Origin of the sequence: Pseudomonas sp. A-RE-22 (genome assembly GCF_019956035.1) — a bacterium.
Taxonomy (GTDB): domain Bacteria; phylum Pseudomonadota; class Gammaproteobacteria; order Pseudomonadales; family Pseudomonadaceae; genus Aquipseudomonas; species Aquipseudomonas brassicacearum.
Genome location: NZ_JAHBCZ010000071.1, coordinates 1 through 17,438, shown reverse-complemented (window position 1 = coordinate 17,438; position 17,438 = coordinate 1). Strand labels below are relative to the sequence as shown.

The 17,438-nt window shown below is 61.9% G+C and carries 18 protein-coding genes; 12 read left to right on the top strand and 6 right to left on the bottom strand.

From position 1 onward, the window contains the following. Positions 1–63: 63 nt before the first annotated feature. From KGA89_RS27075 to KGA89_RS27045, 7 genes are all read left to right on the top strand, one after another. A complete protein-coding gene (locus tag KGA89_RS27075) occupies positions 64–624 on the top strand; it encodes an antibiotic biosynthesis monooxygenase (RefSeq protein ID WP_028236649.1) in 561 nt (186 codons plus the stop codon). 210 nt (positions 625–834) lie between these two features. After that, on the top strand, positions 835–1,545 hold the full coding sequence (gene folM, locus KGA89_RS27070) for a dihydromonapterin reductase (protein ID WP_223472998.1): 711 nt from the start codon (positions 835–837) through the stop codon (positions 1,543–1,545). A gap of 20 nt (positions 1,546–1,565) precedes the next feature. After that, positions 1,566–2,126, top strand: a complete 561-nt coding sequence (folE, locus tag KGA89_RS27065) for a GTP cyclohydrolase I FolE (RefSeq protein ID WP_003205453.1) — start codon at positions 1,566–1,568, stop codon at positions 2,124–2,126. Then, positions 2,127–2,498, top strand: coding sequence for a dihydroneopterin triphosphate 2'-epimerase (gene folX, locus KGA89_RS27060; RefSeq protein WP_003178065.1), 372 nt, complete (start codon positions 2,127–2,129; stop codon positions 2,496–2,498). Positions 2,499–2,602: 104 nt separating this feature from the next. Continuing rightward, on the top strand, positions 2,603–2,899 hold the full coding sequence (locus tag KGA89_RS27055; RefSeq protein ID WP_003205454.1) for a DUF1244 domain-containing protein: 297 nt from the start codon (positions 2,603–2,605) through the stop codon (positions 2,897–2,899). Further along, positions 2,892–3,230 (top strand): HopJ type III effector protein, encoded by a 339-nt coding sequence (locus tag KGA89_RS27050; protein ID WP_223472997.1) that lies wholly within the window; start codon positions 2,892–2,894, stop codon positions 3,228–3,230. The genes KGA89_RS27055 and KGA89_RS27050 overlap by 8 nt, the downstream gene beginning before the upstream one ends. Before the next feature lie 275 nt (positions 3,231–3,505). Continuing rightward, positions 3,506–4,756 (top strand): aspartate aminotransferase family protein, encoded by a 1,251-nt coding sequence (locus tag KGA89_RS27045; protein ID WP_223472996.1) that lies wholly within the window; start codon positions 3,506–3,508, stop codon positions 4,754–4,756. A 185-nt stretch (positions 4,757–4,941) separates the two neighbouring features. Here KGA89_RS27045 and trxB read toward each other — a convergent pair whose 3' ends face one another. Next, a complete protein-coding gene (gene trxB / locus KGA89_RS27035) occupies positions 4,942–5,904 on the bottom strand; it encodes a thioredoxin-disulfide reductase (protein WP_223472995.1) in 963 nt (320 codons plus the stop codon). A 311-nt stretch (positions 5,905–6,215) separates the two neighbouring features. Here trxB and cysZ point away from each other — a divergent pair, with 311 nt between their 5' ends. Then, positions 6,216–6,971: a sulfate transporter CysZ gene (gene cysZ / locus KGA89_RS27030; protein WP_003205460.1), complete on the top strand. Its 756-nt coding sequence runs from the start codon at positions 6,216–6,218 to the stop codon at positions 6,969–6,971. A gap of 40 nt (positions 6,972–7,011) precedes the next feature. After that, positions 7,012–8,211 (top strand): glycosyltransferase family 4 protein, encoded by a 1,200-nt coding sequence (locus tag KGA89_RS27025; RefSeq protein WP_003205462.1) that lies wholly within the window; start codon positions 7,012–7,014, stop codon positions 8,209–8,211. Positions 8,212–8,329: 118 nt separating this feature from the next. On the opposite strand, the gene KGA89_RS27020 is transcribed toward KGA89_RS27025, so the two are convergent. From KGA89_RS27020 to KGA89_RS27010, 3 genes are all read right to left on the bottom strand, one after another. Then, a complete protein-coding gene (locus KGA89_RS27020; RefSeq protein ID WP_223472994.1) occupies positions 8,330–9,433 on the bottom strand; it encodes an NADH:flavin oxidoreductase in 1,104 nt (367 codons plus the stop codon). Between the two features lie 328 nt (positions 9,434–9,761). Beyond that, positions 9,762–10,244 (bottom strand): glutathione peroxidase, encoded by a 483-nt coding sequence (locus KGA89_RS27015; RefSeq protein WP_043042273.1) that lies wholly within the window; start codon positions 10,242–10,244, stop codon positions 9,762–9,764. A 121-nt stretch (positions 10,245–10,365) separates the two neighbouring features. Then, complete coding sequence (locus tag KGA89_RS27010) at positions 10,366–10,851, bottom strand: peptidylprolyl isomerase (protein WP_003205467.1); 486 nt, start codon at positions 10,849–10,851, stop codon at positions 10,366–10,368. Here KGA89_RS27010 and KGA89_RS27005 point away from each other — a divergent pair. Genes KGA89_RS27005 through KGA89_RS26995 form a run of 3 tightly spaced genes read left to right on the top strand, consistent with a single transcriptional unit; the run spans position 10,820 to position 14,221 of the window. Further along, complete coding sequence (locus tag KGA89_RS27005) at positions 10,820–11,158, top strand: DUF3565 domain-containing protein (RefSeq protein ID WP_013694198.1); 339 nt, start codon at positions 10,820–10,822, stop codon at positions 11,156–11,158. The genes KGA89_RS27010 and KGA89_RS27005 overlap by 32 nt on opposite strands. A 54-nt stretch (positions 11,159–11,212) precedes the next feature. Next, positions 11,213–13,312, top strand: coding sequence for a phosphate acetyltransferase (pta, locus tag KGA89_RS27000; protein ID WP_223472993.1), 2,100 nt, complete (start codon positions 11,213–11,215; stop codon positions 13,310–13,312). Further along, a complete protein-coding gene (locus tag KGA89_RS26995; RefSeq protein WP_223472992.1) occupies positions 13,313–14,221 on the top strand; it encodes an acyltransferase in 909 nt (302 codons plus the stop codon). It begins immediately after the preceding gene. 158 nt (positions 14,222–14,379) lie between these two features. Here the strand turns inward: KGA89_RS26995 and cysN are convergent, their stop codons facing one another. Next, complete coding sequence (gene cysN / locus KGA89_RS26990) at positions 14,380–16,278, bottom strand: sulfate adenylyltransferase subunit CysN (RefSeq protein ID WP_069971395.1); 1,899 nt, start codon at positions 16,276–16,278, stop codon at positions 14,380–14,382. Between the two features lie 9 nt (positions 16,279–16,287). Beyond that, entirely contained in the window at positions 16,288–17,205 is a 918-nt protein-coding gene (cysD, locus tag KGA89_RS26985; RefSeq protein ID WP_003178041.1) for a sulfate adenylyltransferase subunit CysD, read from the bottom strand. Positions 17,206–17,438: the final 233 nt, after the last annotated feature.

Here is a 17,438-nt window from a genome sequence, read left to right as displayed (position 1 = left end):
CCCCGGGGCGTCCCCCGCGAACCTCCTACCCGGAGTGCCGCGCCTGTCTTACGGAGATACATGATGTCTACCTCACCCGTCACCTTGATGGTTGCCCGCCGCGTCGCCAATGGACGCTATCAGGACCTGATCGCCTGGTTGCGCGAAGGCGAACAACTGGCAACCGACTTTCCCGGCTACCTGGGTTCCGGCGTGCTCGCTCCACCGCCCGAGGACGATGAATTCCAGATCATCTTCCGTTTTGCCGACGAGCAGACGCTGCACGCCTGGGAACACTCGGCCTCGCGCACGGCCTGGCTGGGACGGGGCAGCGATCTGTTCGCCCATCCCTCCGAACACCGGGTGCGTGGCATCGATGGCTGGTTCGGCGCGGTCGGCCAGCGTCCGCCACGTTGGAAACAGGCCGTGGCCATCTGGCTGGCGTTCTTTCCCGTCTCGCTGTTGTTCAATTTCCTGTTGGGGCCGCTGCTGGGCGAACTGGGCCTGTTGAGCCGCGTACTCATCAGCACACTCATGCTGACACCGCTGATGGTCTATCTGTTTATCCCGATGTCGACCCATCTGCTGGCGAACTGGCTCAACAGTGCACCGCAGCGGACGTTGCCGGCTACGCAGAATCATTGAAGCCGCCAGCCCAGACTCACGGGCGACAAAAAACCTGTGGGAGCGAGCTTGCTCGCGATGAGGCCAGTACATCCACACCAGGCGTTGCCCGTCAGTCCGCTATCGCGAGCAAGCTCGCTCCCACAGAGGAACTCTGGATTCACCTTTGAACATAGGACGCGCCCCGTGTCGCTGTTATAGTTTTGCTCTTGCCGTGAACCGAGCCGTCCTATGTCCAGCGCCACCGCTCCGATCCTGATCACTGGCGCAGCCCAGCGCGTCGGCCTGCATTGCGCCCGGCGATTGCTGGAAGGCGGGCAACCGGTGATCGCGACCTACCGAACCGAACGCCCCGGCGTGCAGACGCTGCGGGACCTGGGCGCGGTCGTGCTGTTCGCCGACTTCTCCAGCGAAGCGGGGATCCTGGCCTTTATCGAACAACTCAAGCAGCACACCGACCGGCTGCGGGCCATCGTGCACAACGCCTCGGCCTGGCTGGCCGAAGACCCGGGCAGCGAAACGGCGGCCTTCAACGCCATGTTCGGCGTGCACATGCTTGCGCCTTACCTGATCAACCTGCACTGCGCCGAGCTGCTGCAGCGTTCAGCCCCGGCGGATATCGTGCACATCAGCGATGACGTGACCCGCAAGGGCAGCGCCCGGCATATCGCCTATTGCGCCACCAAGGCCGGCCTGGAAAGCCTGACCCTGTCGTTCGCGGCGAAGTTCGCCCCGGCGATCAAGGTCAACGGGATCGCCCCGGCCCTGCTACTGTTCAACCCCGAAGACGACGCGGCTTACCGCGCCAAGGCCCTGGCCAAGTCCGCGCTGGGCATCGAACCCGGCAGCGAAGTGATCTACCAGAGCCTGCGTTATCTGCTGGACAACCCTTATGTCACCGGCACGACCCTGACCGTCAACGGCGGGCGGCACGTCAAATAGCCTTGTTTCGAGGATGCACCATGACGCTATCCCTGCCCCAGAACTACCGCGAGATCCTTATAGGCCTGGGGGAAAACCCCGAGCGCGAAGGTCTGCTCGATACCCCGGTCCGTGCCGCCAAGGCCATGCAGTACCTCTGCCATGGTTATGAACAAAGCGTCGAGCAGATCGTCAACGGCGCGCTGTTCGCCTCTGACAGCGATGAAATGGTGATCGTCGCCGACATCGAACTCTATTCACTCTGCGAACATCACCTGTTGCCCTTCATCGGCAAGGCCCATGTGGCTTATATTCCTACGGGCAAGGTCCTGGGGCTGTCGAAAATCGCCCGGCTGGTGGACATGTTCGCCCGCCGCCTGCAAATCCAGGAGAACCTGACCCGGCAAATCGCCGACGCGGTGCAGCAGGTCACCCAGGCCGCCGGCGTGGCGGTGGTGATCGAGGCCCAGCACATGTGCATGATGATGCGCGGTGTCGAAAAACAGAACTCGACCATGAACACCTCGGTGATGCTCGGCGCCTTTCGCGATTCCAGCACCACGCGCCAGGAGTTCCTGCAATTGATTCGACGGAGCAATTAAATGCCACAACTTCAGCCAGCCATGGCACGCATCAAGGTCAAGGACCTGCGCCTGCGTACCTTCATCGGCATCAACGAGGATGAAATCCTCAACAAGCAGGATGTGTTGATCAACCTGACCATCCTCTATGCCGCCCAAGAGGCGGTGCGCGACAACGACATCGACCACGCGCTGAACTACCGCACCATCACCAAGGCGATCATCGCCCACGTGGAAGGCAACCGTTTCGCCCTGCTCGAACGCCTGACCCAGGAATTGCTCGACCTGGTCATGGCCAACGAATCGGTGCTGTATGCCGAGGTTGAAGTCGACAAACCCCACGCCTTGCGATTTGCCGAGTCGGTGTCGATTACCCTTGCGGCAAGCCGCTGAGCGGCACGTTTTCAGCGGCGAGCTTGAAGCGGTAAGCTTGAGGCCACCGCAATCCATCTTGCAGCTTGAAGCCCAGCGCTTGCAGCTGCCCGTCAAGGAACACCATGAACGACCAACAACGCCTCGAACTCGAAGCCGCCGCTTTCCGTCGGCTGGTTGCCCACCTGGACAGCCGCAAGGATGTGCAGAACATCGACCTGATGAACCTCGCCGGCTTCTGCCGCAACTGCCTGTCCAAGTGGTACAAGGCCGCCGCCGATGAACGCCAGGTCGAGGTCAGCCTCGACGACGCCCGCGAAGTGGTCTACGGCATGCCGTACGCCGAGTGGAAAGCCCAATACCAGAAAGAAGCCAGCGCCGAACAACAGGCGGCGTTCGCCAAAGGAAAACCCGATGCCTGATCTCAATACCCTGCGTGCCAGCCTCAAGAGCGGCGAACATGCCTTCGCCGACACCCTGGCTTTTATCGCCGCCGGTTACGACTACCAGCCCCAGGCCTTCGACAACGGTGGCGTGCACAACGCCGCCGGGCAGAACGAAGGTTCGTGCAAGACCCTGGGCCTGGCGCTGCTCGAAGGCTTGAGCGATGAAGAAGCGCTCCTGGCGTTCGGCGAACATTACCGTTCGGTGCTGGCCACGCCCGAAGGCAGCGATCACGGCAATATCCGTGCGCTGATGGCCCATGGGCTGGCCGGTGTGAGGTTCGAGGCACAGCCGCTGCAGCGGCGCTGATCCACAGATTCTTGCAGCCCTCTTCTGTGACGAGGGCATTCATCTGTGGGAGCATGGCTTGCCCGCGATGGGCGCGCCGAGGTTTAACAGCAGCTGAACCGCGTTATCGTTCATCGCGGGCAAGCCATGCTCCCACAGGTCTTCCTCCCGCAAATAAATCCTCCCGCTCCACATCCCGACTTTTAAGATTGACCCGGCAACTTTATTTCGTTTGCCGGGCCCCTCTGCTCGCGGCTTAGATAATGGAAATTTCTCCACCGTCCGAGCCGTCATCCATGAGCAGCGAAACCATCAGCCAATCGATCTCCATCGTGCATCCCGTCAGCCTCACTCACGGCAAGAACGCCGAGGCCTGGGACACCAACGGCAAACGCTACATCGATTTCGTCGGCGGCATCGGTGTGTTGAACCTCGGCCACTGCCATCCGCGCATCGTCGAGGCGATCCGCGAACAGGCCACCCGGCTGACCCATTACGCATTCAACGCCGCGCCCCATGCGCCGTACATTGAATTGATGGAACGCCTGGCGGCGTTTATCCCGGTGGATTATCCGGTCAGCGGCATGCTCACCAACAGCGGCGCCGAAGCGGCGGAGAACGCCTTGAAGATCGTACGCGGCGCCACGGGCCGTACCGCCGTGATTGCGTTTGATGGCGCCTTTCACGGCCGCACCCTGGCGACCCTCAACCTCAACGGCAAGGTCGCGCCTTACAAGCAGAAAGTCGGCGTTCTGCCCGGGCCGGTGTACCACCTGCCGTACCCCAGCAAGGACAACGGCGTCACCGGCGAAGAAGCCTTGAAGGCCATGGAGCGGCTGTTCAGCGTCGAGATCGACGTGAATGACGTGGCCTGTTTCATTGTCGAGCCGGTGCAGGGCGAAGCCGGCTTCCTGGCGATGGACGTGCCCTTCGCCCAAACCCTGCGGCAGTTCTGCGACGATAAGGGCATTGTGCTGATCGCCGATGAAATCCAATCGGGCTTCGGCCGCACCGGCCAGCGCTTTGCCTTCTCGCGATTGGGCATCGAACCGGACCTGATCCTGCTCGGTAAAAGCATTGCCGGCGGCGTGCCCTTGGGCGCGGTGGTGGGACGCAAGGCGCTGCTGGACAACTTGCCCAAGGGTGGCCTGGGCGGCACCTACTCGGGCAACCCCATCGCCTGCGCCGCCGCCCTGGCGACCCTGGATGAAATGACCGACGCCAACCTGCACACCTGGGGCTCGCAACAGGAGGAGGCGATCGTCAGCCGCTACCAATCCTGGCGCAGCCGTGGGCTGACACCCTACCTCGGCCGCCTGACCGGCGTCGGCACGATGCGCGGCATCGAGCTGACCCACGCCGACGGCACCCCGGCTTCCGCACAACTGACACAACTGCTGGCCCTGGCGCGGGAATCGGGGTTGCTGCTGATGCCCAGTGGTAAATCGCGGCACATCATCCGGCTGCTGGCGCCGTTGACGACCGAGGCGACGGTGTTGGAGGAGGGCCTGGATATCCTGGAGGCGTGCTTGGCGAAGCTGGCCTGAACACGGTCCTCCTGACCGCACAGAACCCTGTGGGAGCGAGCTTGCTCGCGATAGCGTCAGGTCAGCCAACATCGATGTTGACTGATACACCGCCATCGCGAGCAAGCTCGCTCCCACAGGGGGTCAGCGGCAGGTATCCACCCATGAAAAAACCGGCCGAAGCCGGTTTTTTTGTACCCGCCGAATCAGAACGAAGCGTTCTGCAAGCCATCCAGGTAGCGCTCGGTGTCCAGGGCTGCCATGCAACCGGCACCGGCCGAGGTGATCGCCTGGCGGTAGACGTGGTCGGCCACGTCGCCGGCCGCGAAGATACCTTCGACGCTGGTGGCGGTGGCGTTGCCGTCGCGGCCGCCCTTGACCACCAGGTAGCCGTCCTTGAGTTCCAGCTGGCCTTCGAACAGCGAGGTGTTCGGGGTGTGGCCGATGGCGATGAACACGCCGTCAACCTTGATCTCGTCGAAGCTGCCGTCGTTGTTCTTCAGGCGGGCACCGGTCACGCCCATGTTGTCGCCCAGCACTTCGTCCAGGGTCGCGTTGAGCTTGAGGATGATCTTGCCTTCGGCGACGCGGGCATTGAGCTTGTCGATCAGGATCTTCTCGGCGCGGAAAGTCTCGCGACGGTGGATCAGGGTGACCGTACTGGCGATGTTGGCCAGGTACAATGCTTCCTCGACCGCGGTGTTGCCGCCACCGACCACTGCCACAGGCTTGTTGCGGTAGAAGAAACCGTCGCAGGTGGCGCAGGCGGAAACACCTTTGCCCATGAAGGCTTCTTCCGACGACAGGCCCAGGTAACGAGCGCTGGCACCGGTGGCGATGATCAGGGCATCGCAGGTGTAGGTCGCGCTGTCGCCGGTCAGGGTGTACGGCTTGGCGGCGAAGTCCACGGCATTGATGTGGTCGAAAACGATCTCGGTCTCGAAGCGCTCGGCGTGCTCCTTCATGCGTTCCATCAAGGCCGGGCCAGTCAGGCCGTGGACATCGCCCGGCCAGTTGTCGACTTCGGTGGTGGTGGTCAATTGACCGCCGGCCTGCATGCCGGTGATCAGCAGTGGCTTGAGGTTGGCACGGGCCGCATAAACCGCAGCGCTGTAACCGGCAGGGCCGGAACCGAGAATAATCACTCGCGAATGACGCACTTCAGACATGACCTGCTCCTGTTGACCGGACCTTGCGGGCCGGAACGCCGGGTGAGCGGCGTGAATAAAAAAGGACCGTTGACGCACTTGGGGAAGGCTTGGGTTCGACGGTCCTGGAAAAGAATGGGTGCAGCGTATCGAGGGAGCGAAGATTAAGGAAATACGGTTTAACAATCCAGCTCATAGGTGAGCTCTATCCCCAGCGGTCCCTTCAATAGGTGCCTTCGCCTCAAGAAACGTTGTTACACGCCATGTCGCCGCTTTCCCGGGCGGGGCAAAGCCGGTAAGGTCGGCGCGTTCACCTTCGCTCGGAGCCACCTATGCCCGCCCCCGTCCTGTCCGGCCCGCAATATTTGCGAGAGGGCCTCAAGCTGGTCTTGAGCCCGGGCCTGCGCTTGTTCGTACTCTTGCCCCTGGCGATCAACCTGGTGCTGTTCGTCGGATTGATTTACCTGGCCGGCCATCAGTTCAGCCTGTGGGTCGATACGCTGATGCCGTCGCTGCCGGACTGGCTCAGTTTCCTCAGCTATGTGCTCTGGCCGCTGTTCGTGGTGCTCGTCGTGCTGATGGTGTTTTTCACCTTCACCATGCTCGCCAACGTCATCGCCGCACCGTTCAACGGCTTTCTTGCGGAAAAAGTCGAAGTGGTCATCCGTGGCACCGACGACTTCCCGGCCTTCAGTTGGGCCGAGTTGATCGCCATGATCCCGCGAACCCTCGGCCGGGAAGCGCGCAAGCTCGGCTATTTCCTGCCCCGCGCCCTGGGCTTGTTCGTGCTGTCGTTCATCCCCGTGGTCAATCTGGTGGCGGCACCGCTGTGGCTGCTGTTCGGCGTGTGGATGATGGCGATCCAGTACATCGACTACCCGGCGGACAACCACAAGCTGGGCTGGAACGAGATGCTCGCCTGGCTGCGGGAAAAACGCTGGCAGAGCCTGGGCTTTGGCGCCAGCGTGTACCTGGTGCTGCTGATCCCGGTGGTCAACATCCTGATGATGCCGGCAGCGGTGGCCGGCGCGACGTTGTTCTGGGTCCGTGAGCAAGGCGCCGAGACCGCGTTGGCCCGCCAGGGCTGAGCCGGTCACAAATCCATCATCTTGTCGTCACAATGACGAAATGGCCCCGGTCGACACTGGGGTCATGACCACACCTCTGCACATTACCCTGATCACCGAAACCTTCCCGCCGGAAATCAATGGCGTGGCCAATACCCTGGGCCGCCTGTACGACGGCCTGCGCGCCCGCGGGCATCAGGTCGAGCTGATACGGCCGCGCCAGGTCGATGACCAACGCCAGGCCAGTGACGGGCAATTGCTACTGTGCCGGGGCTGGCCGTTGCCGGGCTATCCAGGTTTGCAGTGGGGCCAGGCGTCGATGCACAAACTGCTCAGGCGCTGGAAACGCCATCGTCCAGACGTGCTGTACATCGCCACCGAAGGGCCGCTGGGTTTGTCGGCACTGCGCGCGGCACGACGCTTGGGCATCTCGGTGGTCAGCGGCTTCCACACCAATTTCCAGCAATACACCCAGCAATACGGCCTCGGGCTGTTGAGTCGCGTGCTCACCCATTACCTGCGCTGGTTTCACAACCGCTCCAGCCTGACCCTGGTGCCCAGCCTCAGCCAGCGCCTGGAACTGGAGCGACGCCATTTCGAGCGCGTGGCGCTGCTCTCGCGCGGCGTGGACAGCCAACTGTTTCATCCGGTCAAGCGCTCGACGAGCCTGCGTGAGGCGTGGGGCCTGGGCGACGATGACATCGCCGTGATCCACGTCGGACGCCTGGCTCCGGAGAAAAACCTCGGGCTGCTCAAGCGCAGTTTCGCCACGCTGTGCAGCGCTTTCCCGGGGCGACGGATGAAATTGGTGGTGATCGGCGACGGCCCGCAGCGCTCCGCCCTGGAGCAGGAACTGCCCGAAGCGATCTTTTGTGGCTCGCAACGCGGCGAGGCGCTGGCCAGTCATTATGCCTCCGGGGATGTGTTTGTCTTTCCGAGCCTGACCGAAACCTTCGGCAATGTGGTGCTGGAGGCGCTGGCGTCCGGGCTGGGCGTGGTGGCCTACGATCAGGCTGCGGCGGCCCAACACATTCGCCACGGCTACAACGGCGTGCTGGCAATGCCGGGGGATGAAGAGGCGTTCTGCGATGCCGCCCGTTGGCTGCTGGAAGAGCGCGAGACTTTGCGTTGCGTGCGGCTCAATGCGCGCCAGCATGCCAGTCGCCAGGGTTGGGCATCGGTGATCGAGCAGTTCGAGGCGCAGTTGCGAGGGGTTTGCCAGGTCGAATCGTCGCTGCCCCAGGCAGTGTCGCAGCGCTGAAAAGCATCGCGGGCAAGCCTTGCTCCCACAGAGTTGTCAGTCGTTCACGCACAATGTGTTCGCTGAAGATCAATGTGGGAGCAAGGCTTGCCCGCGATGAGGCCCAACAAGGCGCCGCTTAAACCAGGGTCATCAACGCCTCGCGACTGAACGGCAAGATATCCTGCTCCCGCCCTTCGCGCACTTTCTGCGCCCAGTCCGGATCCACCAGCAGCGCACGCCCCACCGCCACCAGGTCGAACTCGTCGTTGTTCAGGCGCTCCAGCAGTTTTTCCAGGCTGGCCGGTTGCGCGACTTTGTCGGTGTTGACCATGAACTGCAGGAACTCGCCGTCCAGGCCGACGCTGCCAACGGTGATGGTGGGCTTGCCGGTGAGCTTGCGGGTCCAGCCGGCCAGGTTCAGCTCGGAGCCTTCGAACTCCGGCTCCCAGAAGCGCCGTGTCGAGCAGTGGAAAATATCCACGCCAGCGTCAGACAATGGCTTGAGGAATTCGCCCAGGGCTTCAGGGGTCTGCACCAGACGCGCGGTGTAGTCCTGCTGTTTCCATTGGGAGAAGCGGAAAATGATCGGGAAACCCTCGCCCACCGCCGCGCGCACGGCACGGATCAATTCGATCGCAAAGCGCGAACGGTTGGCCAGGCTGCCGCCGTAACCGTCGGTGCGCTGGTTGCTGCCTTCCCAGAAGAACTGGTCCACCAGATAGCCGTGGGCACCGTGGATTTCCACCCCGTCCATGCCGATGCCTTGAGCGTCTTTTGCCGCCTGGGCGAACGCGGCGATTACCTCGTCAATGTCCGCCTGGGTCATACCGTGGACCACCACCTGGCCGTCCTTGAGCTTTTCGGTCGGGCCATAGCCCGGCACGCTGGCGTCCGGCTCGGTGCCGATGCGTCGCACACTGCCCACATGCCACAGCTGTGGAACGATCTTGCCGCCTTCGGCGTGTACCGCATCAACCACTTTCTTCCAGCCGGCCAACGCGGCGTCGCCATAGAAATGCGGCACGTTCGGGTAGCCGTTGGAAGCCTTGTGCCCCACCGTCGTGCCCTCGGTGATGATCAGGCCGACCCCGGCCGCCGCGCGGCGACGGTAATACTCGATGACCTTGGCGTTCGGCACGCCGCCCGGCGAAAACGAACGGGTCATTGGCGCCATCACCACCCGGGTCGGCAACTCGAGCGCGCCGAGGTGGAAAGGTTTGAACAGGGCTTTTGCAGGCATGAGGCACTCCACGGGACAAGGTCGCAGGTCGATATGACGACGATAATATGTGGAGTCCGAGGCGCTCGGTAGCACTATTGATTGGAGTGATTAAGGATCAAAAGGGCGCCGAGTGGATCGCGATTGGGTGGACTGAACCGAATGTACAGCTTGAGTGCAAAACCTGTGGCGAGGGGATTTATCCCCGCTGGGTTGCGCAGCAACCCTAAAACCGGATATCTCGGTGTGCCAGGCTGATCGAGGACGCTTGCTCTTGGGGCTGCTTCGCAACCCAGCGGGGATAAATTCCCTCGCCACAAGGTTCAGTGCCTGACTTGGGTCCTGCAATTCAGCTCAGCGCTTTTTCGATCGCCTGGATCACGGCAGGATCATCCGGCGCCGTGCGCGGTGAGAAACGTACCAGCACGCGACCGTCCTTGCCGACCAGGAACTTCTCGAAGTTCCAGGTAATGTCTCCGGGAAACTCGGCGCCCTCGCCCGCCAACAGGCGATAGAGCTGATGACGACCGGGGCCGTTCACGTCCAGCTTGCTGGACAGCGGGAACGTCACGCCGTAGTTGAGGCTGCAAAAGTCCTGGATTTCCTGCTCGGTTCCCGGTTCCTGCCCGGCGAACTGATTGCAGGGCAAGCCCAGCACGCTGAACCCCTTGGCCTTGTATTGCTGATAGAGATTTTCCAGCGCCGCGTATTGAGGCGTCAGGCCACATTTGGAGGCGACGTTGACCACCAGCACGACTTGCCCCTTGAACGGCGCCAGAGCAAGCTCCTGACCATCCAGGGCTTTGAGTTTAAGGTCGTGGAAAGCACTCATGACGAACTCCAGGTTTGCGGATCTTTTCGAAACAGCCGTGGTTGATGCTAACAGCAACCGACTAAAAAGGCGCCGTATGGCGCCTTTCCAGTTCACTGGTCATTTGAGCGTAGCGCACAAATCAGTGGTGATGGCCGCCTTCGCCATGGACGTGACCATGGGCAATTTCTTCCTGGCTGGCGTCACGGATGTCGACGATCTTGACTTTGAAGTTCAAGCGCTGGCCAGCCAGCGGGTGGTTGCCGTCAACGGTGACGTCGTCGCCTTCCAGGTCGCGAATGGTGACGATCTGCATCTGGCCATCGGGGGCGGAAGCGTGGAACTGCATGCCCACCTCCAGCTCATCGACGCCTTCGAACATACTGCGGCTCAGGGTGCTGACCAGTTCGGCGGAGTATTCGCCATAGGCGTCTTCCGGCTCGACGGTAACGTTCAGGTCGTCACCGACCGTTTTGCCTTCCAGGGCTTTTTCCAAGCCCTGGATGATGTTGCCTGCGCCATGCAGGTAGACCAGCGGAGCGCCGCCGGCAGAGCTGTCGATGACCTCACCAGCGTCGTTGGTCAGGGTATAGTCGATGGAGACAGCCTTATTGGCGGCGATCAGCATGGGGCGAGACCTTTTGCATAAGAATGAAGAACGGACAAGTCTAAACAAGGATTTGCCCGAAAGCGAACGGAACCCGGACAAACGGACTTGCCCGAACAGACCGACGGTCACCGGTTTCCATCAGGACGAGGACGGGCACTGGGTGGCCGAGCTGTCTTGTGGCCATACTCAGCATCTGCGTCACCAGCCACCGTGGCAGTCCCGGGCCTGGGTGCAGGACCCCGGACAACGTATTGAAAAAATAGGCCAGCCCTTTGATTGCGGCTGGTGCGCTCAAGGCCCGGTTAGCGATAACCTTGACGACTGAATTGTGGGTAGACGGCCAGTCATAGGCCGCGCCATTCCCCCTTAGAGAATTCGCATGCAAACTTTTTTTATCGCGCCCACCGATTTTGGTGTGGGCCTGACCTCCATCAGCCTCGGGCTGGTGCGTACCCTTGAACGGGCCGGACTGAAAGTCGGCTTTTTCAAACCCATTGCCCAACCTCACCCCGGCGACACCGGGCCGGAACGCTCCACTGAGCTGGTGGCCCGCACCCACGGCCTCAAGCCGCCGCAGCCCCTGGGCCTGGCGCACGTCGAGCGCATGCTCGGCGACGGCCAGCTCGATGAGCTGCTGGAAGAAATCATTACCCTTTATCAGCAGGCGGCCATCGGCAAGGACGTGCTGGTCGTCGAAGGCATGGTCCCGACCCGCAACGCCAGCTACGCCGCCCGGGTCAACCTGCACCTGGCCAAGAGCCTGGACGCCGAGGTCATCCTGGTGTCGGCGCCGGAAAACGAAGTGCTGACCGAACTGTCTGGCCGGGTAGAGTTGCAGGCGCAGTTGTTTGGCGGACCGAAGGACCCGAAAGTTCTCGGGGTGATTCTGAACAAGGTCCGCACCGACGAAAGCATGGAGGCGTTTTCCGCACGGCTCAAGGAGCACTCGCCCTTGCTGCGCAGCGGCGATTTCCGCCTGCTCGGTTGCATCCCGTTTCGCCCCGAGCTCAATGCCCCGCGCACCCGCGACGTGGCCGACCTGATGGGCGCGCAGGTGCTCAATGCTGGCGACTACGAAACCCGGCGCATGAGCAACATCATCATTTGCGCCCGCACCATGCGCAACACAGTGGAACTGCTCAAGCCCGGCGTGCTGGTGGTGACCCCCGGCGATCGCGACGACATCATCCTGGCCGTGAGCCTGGCGGCGATCAACGGCGTGCCGCTGGCCGGCCTGCTGCTGACCAGCGACACCCTGCCCGACCCGCGCATCATGGACTTGTGTCGCGGCGCCTTGCAGGCGGGGTTGCCGGTGCTGTCGGTGAGCACCGGTTCCTACGACACCGCCAACCTGCTCAATGGCTTGAATAAGGAAATCCCCATCGATGACCGCGAACGTGCGGAAATCATCACCGATTTTGTCGCCAGCCACCTGGACGCCAAGTGGCTGCACCAGCGCTGCGGCACGCCACGGGAGATGCGCCTGTCGCCAGCGGTGTTCCGCTATCAGTTGATCCAGCGCGCCCAGGCCGCCAACAAACGCATCGTGCTGCCCGAGGGCAGCGAACCGTTGACCGTACAGGCCGCCGCCATTTGCCAGGCCCGGGGCATTGCCCGCTGCGTGTTGCTGGCAAAACCGGCCGACGTCGAAGCGGTGGCCCGCGCCCAAGGCATCGAACTGCCGCCGGGGCTGGAGATTCTCGACCCGGATTCGATTCGCGAACGCTACGTCGAACCGATGGTGGGGTTGCGCAAGAGCAAGAGCCTGAACGCGCCGATGGCCGAGCAGCAACTGGAAGACACCGTGGTCATCGGCACCATGATGCTGGCCCTGGATGAAGTGGACGGGCTGGTATCCGGCGTCATCCACTCCACCGCCAACACCATCCGTCCGGCCCTGCAGCTGATCAAGACCGCGCCAGGATGCTCGCTGGTGTCCTCGGTGTTCTTCATGCTGTTTCCCGAAGAAGTGCTGGTCTACGGCGACTGCGTGATGAACCCGCACCCCAGCGCTGCGGAGCTGGCGGAAATCGCCCTGCAAAGTGCCGACTCGGCCGCCGCGTTCGGCATCACACCGCGGGTGGCGATGCTCAGCTATTCCAGCGGCGAGTCAGCCAGTGGCGAAGAAGTGGAAAAAGTTCGCGAAGCCACCCTGCTGGCCCACGAGGCCCAGCACGGTCTGTTGATCGATGGTCCGTTGCAATACGACGCCGCCGCCAACGAAACCGTGGCACGCCAATTGGCGCCCAACAGCCAGGTGGCCGGCCGGGCGACGGTGTTCATCTTCCCGGACCTCAACACCGGCAACACCACCCACAAGGCCGTGCAGCGCAGCGCCGATTGCGTCAGCCTCGGGCCGATGCTGCAAGGCTTGCGCAAACCGGTGAATGACTTGCCGCGCGGCGCCCAGGTCGACGACATCGTGTACACCATCGCCCTGACCGCGATCCAAGCCGCCAACCGACCTTTGGACATTTAAATGCTGGACTTCTTGCCTGCCCCCTTGCGCGGCGTCATTGCCTCGCTGCTATTGGCGCTGAACACCATCGCCTGCTGCACGCCGCTGTTCATCGTGGCGATTTTCAAATTGCTGCTGCCCTTCCCCGCTGCCCAGCGCTTCACCGACTGGTTGATGGGCCACATCCACGAAGCCTGGATCAGCAACAACAAGGCCTGGATGAAGCTGCTGCGTCGTACCCGCTGGCACCTCAGCGGCCTGGAGGGCCTGGACTACCAGCATTCGTACCTGATCACCAGCAACCACCAGAGCTGGGTCGACATCATGGTGTTGCAGTACGTGCTGAACCGACGCATCCGGCCGTTGAAGTTCTTCCTCAAGCAGGAACTGATCTGGGTGCCGGTGATCGGCCTGGCCTGGTGGGCGCTGGGCTTCCCGTTCATGAAGCGCTACTCCAAGGCTTACCTGGAAAAACATCCGGAAAAGAAAGGCAAGGACCTGGAAACCACCCGCAAGACCTGCGCAAAGTTTCGCAACAACCCCGTGGGCATTTTCAATTTCGTCGAAGGCACACGCTTCACCGACGGCAAGCATGCCCAGCAGCAGTCACCGTTTCGCTACCTGCTCAAGCCCAAGGCCGGCGGCATCGCGTTTGTACTGGATGCCATGGGTGAGCAACTGGAGTCGATCATCAACGTGACCATTCATTATCCGGGCGGTCGTCCGGGATACTGGGATTTGCTCTGCGGCAACGTTGGAGAGGTGGTGGTGCATTTCCAGGAACTGAAGATCCCGCCGCAGTTCATTGGCAAGAACTACGACCAGGACGGCGTGTATCGCCTGGAGTTCCAGGGCTGGATCAACCAGTTGTGGCAGGACAAGGATGCGTTGCTTGCGCAGATGCATCGGGAGTATCCCGCCAAGTCTTGAGGTGGCTGCACTGGCCTCATCGCGAGCAAGCTCGCTCCCACATTTGCTCCACCGCTGACCATTGTGGGAGCGAGCTTGCTCGCGATAGCGTCCTTCCAGACAACAGAAAGCCCGCAGATGATCACTCATCTGCGGGCTTTTAGTTACAGCGACTTGCCTTAGATCGCCCCACGCTTGCGCAGCAGATCGAGCACCTGCTTGACGCTCTCTTCCAGGGTCAGCGACTGGGTGTCGATCACCAGGTCGGCATCCAGCGGCACGTCATACGGGAAGGATTCGCCTGGGATGTTGTCGCCAGCGGCGGCATACAGCCCCTGCGGATCACGCTGGGCACACACCGTTGGCGAGGCCTGGACGTAGACTGTCAGCAGACGCTCCTTGCCGATCAGCGCCTTGGCCTGTTCGCGGCCTTCGGCATCCGGGGCGACAAACGCGGCAAGGGTCAGCAGGCCGGCTTCGTTGAACTGACGGGCGACATGAGCCGCACGGCGCCAGTTCTCGGTACGTCCGGAGCGATCCTGCGGCAAGCCCTTGTTCAGGTCATGACGCAGGTTCTGGCCATCGAGGACAAAGACCGCACGGCCCGAGTCGAACAACTTGCGCTCGACCGCATAGGCCAGCGTGCTTTTGCCAGCGCCCGACAGGCCACTGAACAGGACCGTGGCCGGCTGCTGGCCGAAACGCTGGGCGCGTTCTTCCACCGACACATGGGCCAGCTTGCCGTGGTGCGTGCTGCTGCCGTGAGCCAGCGGCTGGGCGACGATCATGCCGGCACCGACCGTACCATTGGTCAGGCGATCGATGATGATGAACGCGCCGGTGGTGCGGTTGCTCTCGTAACCGTCCAGGGCGATCGGCGCATCCAGGGCGATCTTCACCTTGCCGATTTCGTTGAGCTGCAACGCGCTGGCCGGGCCTTCTTCAAGGGTGTTCACATCCACCTTGTTGACGATGCTGGCAATCGAGCCCGGCACGTAACTGGTGGCGCGCTTGATGTCGTATTTCTTGCCCGGCAGCATCGGCTCTTCGGCCATCCACACCAGCATCGCTTCGAAGCTGTCGGTGACCGGCGGCACGTTGTCGGCATGCACCAGCAGGTCGCCACGGGAGATGTCGATTTCGTCTTCCATGGTCAGCGTTACCGCCTGGCCAGGACCTGCGTGTTCCAACTCGCCTTCGAAGGTGACGATGGATTTCACGCGGCTGCTCTTGCCCGAGGGCAGCACCACCACTTCGTCGCCCTTGTGCACGATGCCGCTGGCGAGGGTGCCGGCGAAACCGCGGAAGTTCAGGTTCGGACGGTTGACGTACTGCACTGGGAAACGCAAGTCGGTGAAGTTACGGTCGCCCGCCACTTCCACCGTCTCGAGGATTTCCATCAGCGACTGGCCGGTGTACCACGGCGAACGCTCGGACTTGTTCACCACGTTGTCGCCCTTGAGGGCGGACATCGGCACGAAGTGCATGCTGGTGGGCTTCATCTTCAAGCCTTCGGCGAACTTCAGGTAGTCGGCCTTGATCGACTCGAACACGCCCTGGTCGAAGTCCTTGAGGTCCATCTTGTTGATGGCCACGACGATGTGCTTGATACCCAGCAACGAGGCGATGAAGCTGTGGCGACGGGTCTGGGTCTGCACGCCGTAGCGCGCGTCCACCAGGATGATCGCCAGGTCACAGGTGGAGGCACCGGTGGCCATGTTGCGGGTGTACTGCTCATGGCCTGGAGTATCGGCAATGATGAATTTACGCTTGGCGGTGGAGAAATAGCGGTAGGCGACATCGATGGTGATGCCTTGCTCGCGCTCGGCCTGCAGGCCGTCGACCAGCAACGCCAGGTCGATATCGTCACCGGTGGTGCCGACTTTCTTCGAATCGCGGGTGATGGCTTCCAGGTGATCTTCGTAGATCATCTTGGAGTCGTGCAGCAGGCGCCCGATCAGGGTGCTCTTGCCGTCGTCGACGTTACCGCAGGTCAGGAAACGCAGCAGCTCTTTGCGCTCGTGCTGGCCCAGGTAGGCGAGGATGTCCTCGCTGATCAAATCAGATTGATGCGACATGACAGCCCCTTAGAAATAACCTTGACGTTTTTTATCTTCCATCGAGCCTGCGCCATCGTGGTCGATGACCCGGCCCTGGCGCTCGGAAGTTCGCGTCAGGAGCATTTCCTGGATGATGTCCGTCAGGCTTTCGGCCTCGGACTCCACCGCGCCCGTCAACGGGTAGCAGCCAAGGGTACGGAAACGCACTTTCTTCTTGACGATACGGGCTTTGTCTTCGTCGGACAGGTGCTCGAGGATGCGCTCGTCGTCGATCATGATCAGCGTGCCGTTCTTCTCGATCACTTCACGCTCGGCGGCAAAATACAGCGGCACGATCGGGATGCCTTCGAGGTAGATGTACTGCCAGATGTCCAGCTCGGTCCAGTTCGACAGCGGGAATACCCGGATCGACTCGCCTTTGTTGACCTTGCCGTTGTAGACGTTCCACAGCTCCGGGCGCTGGTTCTTCGGGTCCCAGCGGTGCTTGCTGTCACGGAACGAGTACACGCGCTCCTTGGCGCGGGATTTCTCTTCATCGCGACGGGCACCGCCGAACGCGGCGTCGAAACCATATTTGTCCAAGGCCTGCTTGAGGCCTTCGGTCTTCATGATGTCGGTGTGCTTGGCACTGCCGTGGGTGAATGGGTTGATGCCCTGCGCCACGCCGTCCGGGTTCACATGGGTGATCAGGTCCAGGCCCAGTTCCTCGACCATGCGATCGCGGAACTTGTACATTTCCTGGAATTTCCAGCGGGTGTCGACGTGCATCACCGGAAACGGCAGCTTGCCGGGGAAGAACGCCTTGCGTGCCAAGTGCAGCATCACGGCGGAGTCTTTACCGATGGAGTACAGCATCACCGGGTTATCGAACTCGGCGGCCACCTCGCGGATGATGTGGATGCTTTCCGCCTCCAGCTGTTTCAGATGCGTCAGTTTGTCGACCATGGCTACTCACGAAAACTTTCTTATGAACGGCCAGCGGGCCGTGTTCGAGCGGGGAATCCTAGCACAGCGACCTCTTCTAATCAGGGCGCCAACTAGATCGAAACAGCATATGGATATGCCTGCCGGTTCGGGCCCCGCACGCGCTTTTCTGTGGGAGCGAGCTTGCTCGCGATGACGGCGTGTCAGCCATATTAATGTCGGCTGATCCGCCGCCATCGCGAGCAAGCTCGCTC

Excerpts from the sequence above, each read along its gene's own strand:
- KGA89_RS27075 (WP_028236649.1), top strand. The coding sequence starts at position 64 with ATGTCTACCTCACCCGTCACCTTGATGGTTGCCCGCCGCGTCGCCAAT.
- folM (WP_223472998.1), top strand. The coding sequence starts at position 835 with ATGTCCAGCGCCACCGCTCCGATCCTGATCACTGGCGCAGCCCAGCGC.
- folE (WP_003205453.1), top strand. The coding sequence starts at position 1,566 with ATGACGCTATCCCTGCCCCAGAACTACCGCGAGATCCTTATAGGCCTG.
- folX (WP_003178065.1), top strand. The coding sequence starts at position 2,127 with ATGCCACAACTTCAGCCAGCCATGGCACGCATCAAGGTCAAGGACCTG.
- KGA89_RS27055 (WP_003205454.1), top strand. The coding sequence starts at position 2,603 with ATGAACGACCAACAACGCCTCGAACTCGAAGCCGCCGCTTTCCGTCGG.
- KGA89_RS27050 (WP_223472997.1), top strand. The coding sequence starts at position 2,892 with ATGCCTGATCTCAATACCCTGCGTGCCAGCCTCAAGAGCGGCGAACAT.
- KGA89_RS27045 (WP_223472996.1), top strand. The coding sequence starts at position 3,506 with ATGAGCAGCGAAACCATCAGCCAATCGATCTCCATCGTGCATCCCGTC.
- trxB (WP_223472995.1), bottom strand. The coding sequence starts at position 5,904 with ATGTCTGAAGTGCGTCATTCGCGAGTGATTATTCTCGGTTCCGGCCCT.
- cysZ (WP_003205460.1), top strand. The coding sequence starts at position 6,216 with ATGCCCGCCCCCGTCCTGTCCGGCCCGCAATATTTGCGAGAGGGCCTC.
- KGA89_RS27025 (WP_003205462.1), top strand. The coding sequence starts at position 7,012 with ATGGCCCCGGTCGACACTGGGGTCATGACCACACCTCTGCACATTACC.
- KGA89_RS27020 (WP_223472994.1), bottom strand. The coding sequence starts at position 9,433 with ATGCCTGCAAAAGCCCTGTTCAAACCTTTCCACCTCGGCGCGCTCGAG.
- KGA89_RS27015 (WP_043042273.1), bottom strand. The coding sequence starts at position 10,244 with ATGAGTGCTTTCCACGACCTTAAACTCAAAGCCCTGGATGGTCAGGAG.
- KGA89_RS27005 (WP_013694198.1), top strand. The coding sequence starts at position 10,820 with ATGGAGACAGCCTTATTGGCGGCGATCAGCATGGGGCGAGACCTTTTG.
- KGA89_RS27010 (WP_003205467.1), bottom strand. The coding sequence starts at position 10,851 with ATGCTGATCGCCGCCAATAAGGCTGTCTCCATCGACTATACCCTGACC.
- pta (WP_223472993.1), top strand. The coding sequence starts at position 11,213 with ATGCAAACTTTTTTTATCGCGCCCACCGATTTTGGTGTGGGCCTGACC.
- KGA89_RS26995 (WP_223472992.1), top strand. The coding sequence starts at position 13,313 with ATGCTGGACTTCTTGCCTGCCCCCTTGCGCGGCGTCATTGCCTCGCTG.
- cysN (WP_069971395.1), bottom strand. The coding sequence starts at position 16,278 with ATGTCGCATCAATCTGATTTGATCAGCGAGGACATCCTCGCCTACCTG.
- cysD (WP_003178041.1), bottom strand. The coding sequence starts at position 17,205 with ATGGTCGACAAACTGACGCATCTGAAACAGCTGGAGGCGGAAAGCATC.